General features: G+C 34.5%; 3 protein-coding genes. 2 read left to right on the forward strand and 1 reads right to left on the reverse strand.

Features of this window, described 5'->3' with window-relative positions; translation table 11 throughout:
• Positions 1-714 (reverse strand): hypothetical protein (locus Q0257_RS11775; protein WP_298025019.1); only part of this gene is annotated, 714 nt, incomplete at its 3' end.
• Between the two features lie 466 nt (positions 715-1,180).
• Between Q0257_RS11775 and Q0257_RS11780 the strand changes: the two genes are divergently transcribed.
• Positions 1,181-2,305 (forward strand): hypothetical protein, encoded by a 1,125-nt coding sequence (locus Q0257_RS11780; protein WP_298025020.1) that lies wholly within the window; start codon positions 1,181-1,183, stop codon positions 2,303-2,305.
• A gap of 283 nt (positions 2,306-2,588) precedes the next feature.
• Complete coding sequence (locus Q0257_RS11785; RefSeq protein WP_298025021.1) at positions 2,589-3,548, forward strand: hypothetical protein; 960 nt, start codon at positions 2,589-2,591, stop codon at positions 3,546-3,548.
• Positions 3,549-3,609: the final 61 nt, after the last annotated feature.

The raw sequence follows: 3,609 nt of genomic DNA on the forward strand, positions 1-3,609 counted from the left end.
GAATAGAAAAAACGCCCGCATCTGCTCGCGCCCGTAAAGCTCGAACGCTCGCTGTAAATTTAGCGTCTTTAGCGCCGTGTCGCCTTGCCCCTGTTTCGGCGGCTGCTCTTGTCCCCGCTCCTGCGCTCTGCCCCATTCTCGCTCCTGTTTTTGCTGCTGCGCTTGCCCCTGCTCCTGCTCTCGTTCTTGCTGTTGCGTTTGTGCGGCTTGCGCAGAAATGCTCGAACCTAGCGTGCACTCAGCCCTTGCGACGGCGTGCTGATTTTGTGGCAGCGTATCGCTTGTTGCTTGCGAGGGGTTAAATTTAAAATTCTCGTCGCTACAGTTCGCGCCGTTTGCGTCATTTGGATGATTAAATTTAAGACTATCGCCTCGCCCTGCTAAGTCTGCGCCTTTTTGCTCGCTCGAGGTACACTCGTTTTGCTGCCACTCGTCTGCGGCGTCTTGCAAGCCATACTTTATAGGCTCCGCGCCTTGTAGATCGCACCGCTCATCTGCAGTAGCGAAATTTTGCCTCGCAAGCCCTTCGGCGCTAAATTTAGACAAACCGCAAAAGGCTAAATCTAAAATTTTATCTGTGAGGGGAGCATTTTTTGAAATTTGCAAAGCGAGCCTGACGTCCGAAACATCCGCGTCAAACGATGCTAAAATTTTTAAAATTTCATCGCTAAAGCCCGCGAGCGCGCCTATTTTTTGGGTTATAAATTTATTCATTTTAAAAAGCCGTTCAATATAAATTTCGCACAATCATATCAAATTTTAACTCAAATTGCAAAGCAAAACGCCGCCGTTGCGTCTAAATTCCGCTTCGGCTCGCGGGCTTTTGAAGCGCTTTTTTTGCGTTTGAAAATCGCAGATCAACCCGCCCGTTTATCGTAACGGTAAAACTAAAATTTCATCCGCTGTTTTATAAAATTTTAATCCCCTTTCGTATAGAATGCATCGAAATTCCGTTTATAAAGAGCTCAATTAAAACAGAAGTTTGAAGAGCTAAAAAGACTTAAAAACTGAAAATAACTTTAAAATGCTCAAGCTAGTTTTTAAAATTCCATATAAATTTAAGCAGTTGAATTTATATGGAATTTAATGACGAGCTAAGATATAGAGCAATAAAATATTGCTACTAAAAAAGTTCTTTGGGCTTTACAAATTTGCATATGTATTTTTATAAGGGTTAGATATGCGCAGTATAGTATTTCTTTTCATAATACCCGCTTTTTTTACCATAAGCTTTTTTGTCGCCTTAATCGCCCCTAAAGGCAAACGCAAACGTTTTTGGCTTCTTGTTTGGTTTGTCGTATTTTTTGGTGACGGATTTATAGTTTCTGCCATATTTCATTGCTACGGATATCTATACGGCAAAATAAACGTCTATGAAAAGCCAGCTATCAGAGCATATTATGCCGGAGAAAAGAAATTTGATCTAGGGTTTCCTAAAGTAAATCAATTCTCATCGCAAGATTATACTAAAGACATTGCTTTTACGATGTTGATAAATGGCAATTTGGACTATATAGATTATAGAGTTCAAGCGAAAGATAGTGCCAATAATGGTAAATTTTTTAGAATGTACGTAGATAACAATACTTCAAATAAATGCTTTATGTCGATAGATGAAGAACTAAAGGACTACTTATCCGATAAAAAAATACCTTACTCTGAATTTAAACAACTTTACGACGAGTACCACTCAAAACCTGGCGAGTATAAAGAGATATATTATGATGCTTGGTTTGATAACGAAGAGAGAAAAAAGAGTTACCCGCAGCAACAAAGAATAGTAGTGGACAAAATAATAAAAATAGTGCAAGAACGATATAGAAGCCCAAACCCTATTAATATGAACGGCAAGGTATTTACATGGGACGACTATCAAATAAAACGGGTTATAGATAGGCTACAAGACGTAGATAAAAAAATGGAATACTACAAGCAAATTTATAAAGACAAATGCATAGCGCGCAAAGAAATCTCCAAAGATGAGATAGCGCCTACCGAGCTTATAGTGGAAGATCCATATCATCTCCTAGAACCAAAGCCTAATATAAAAACTATATTCGATAATATGCTGGGCATGGGATTTAACTACGGTGGAATCATAAAAGATATAAATACGGGCAAGATACTAGCCGACAATATATACATCTATGAGTCTTATCACACTTGGATATTGCAAGCTCTAGTGAGTGCTTTGGGTCCGCAATCTGGCGGTGAGTTTTGGATGTGTAACAAAAATGAAACTAATTCAATAGAAAAGTGTAATCAAAAGATGATAGAGGAATTCTTCAGAAAGGATAGAAAATGAGAAAGTTTGAGGCGCTAAAAACATATGCAGAGCTAGCTTGGGCGGAGTATAGGGGATTGAACAATTAACAAGCTGTGGTATAAAAAAGACTGCCATGGATTTTGGATTTAACCGAGGGCAATTCAGATCAAACAGATCCAAATATCAAATTTGCAAATTTAAATTTACTAATTATGTGAATTTGTAAAGTAAGTTTAAATTTGTAAATTTAATAAATTCGGTATCAAACGATGCTGACCGAGTTTAAATTCACAAGTTAAACTTTAAATTTGAAAGGAAAAATATGAAAAAATTATTTAAAATTTTATTTATAATATTTATTTTATTTACTTTGTGGATTATTATTTCATTTGCTTATCAACTTTATAAAGACGATAAAAGGCATACTGCCGAATTAGAAGCTATGTTTGACAAATACGATAAAGTAAAATATTTGGAAAACAAGATAGATTTTAAAACAGCAACCGAGCATGAAAAAATTAATTTTTACATAAAAGATTTTCTACAAAAAATTCACTATTTAGACAATTATCCAGCAAAAGATATAAAAAAGATGAAAAATATCCATAGAGATATAAATGACTTTGCTGAAACAAGATTTTATCTTTGCAATGGAGACAAATACCCTGATGACAAATGCAAATTTTTCAAGCTTGATAAAAGATTAAATTTAGAATATTTACTAAATTTAGGTTCTAAAATTTGTAATGCCGACACGCCTACGCAAAACGCACAAGAGATAATTGATAATGATGAAATTTTAAAAATAGAACCTTTTTATCCGTTTAATGAAAAATACATTATTGATGAAAATGGTAAATTTTTGGAAAATTTCGTTTATATTGGCGAAAATAAGCATATACTTTTTTCAGATTTTATATTTATAAATAAAAAAGTCTTAAAATATCACGATACAAAAAACGACATAGTCATTGTATCAAATATTATGTTTTCTTGGCTTTTAGCAAATGCTATTGTCAATAAAGAAATATCAGAATTTTGCGTTACCCATAATCTACTGACAACCAACAAAAAAAGATTTTTTGAAAAAACATATGGGAGAGAATATTATTTTAAATATATTCCTACTAATAGACCTACACTCCAAAATATCATTTTTAATGATTTTGCATATAATGGCGATTACTATTATAATGCGATTTTAGAGCAATACCAAACCTTAAAAAACAACAATTTTAATAAAAATCTAAATTTACAAGGAGGAGGCAATGCCAAAAATTGATTTAAACGGCGACGGAATAAAAACAATATCAAGAAAAACAGTAAAACATACTTCGACCTGG

It is taken from the genome of uncultured Campylobacter sp., assembly GCF_938018035.1.
GTDB lineage: Bacteria > Campylobacterota > Campylobacteria > Campylobacterales > Campylobacteraceae > Campylobacter_B.

Excerpts from the sequence above, each read along its gene's own strand:
- Q0257_RS11785 (WP_298025021.1), top strand. The coding sequence starts at position 2,589 with ATGAAAAAATTATTTAAAATTTTATTTATAATATTTATTTTATTTACT.
- Q0257_RS11780 (WP_298025020.1), top strand. The coding sequence starts at position 1,181 with ATGCGCAGTATAGTATTTCTTTTCATAATACCCGCTTTTTTTACCATA.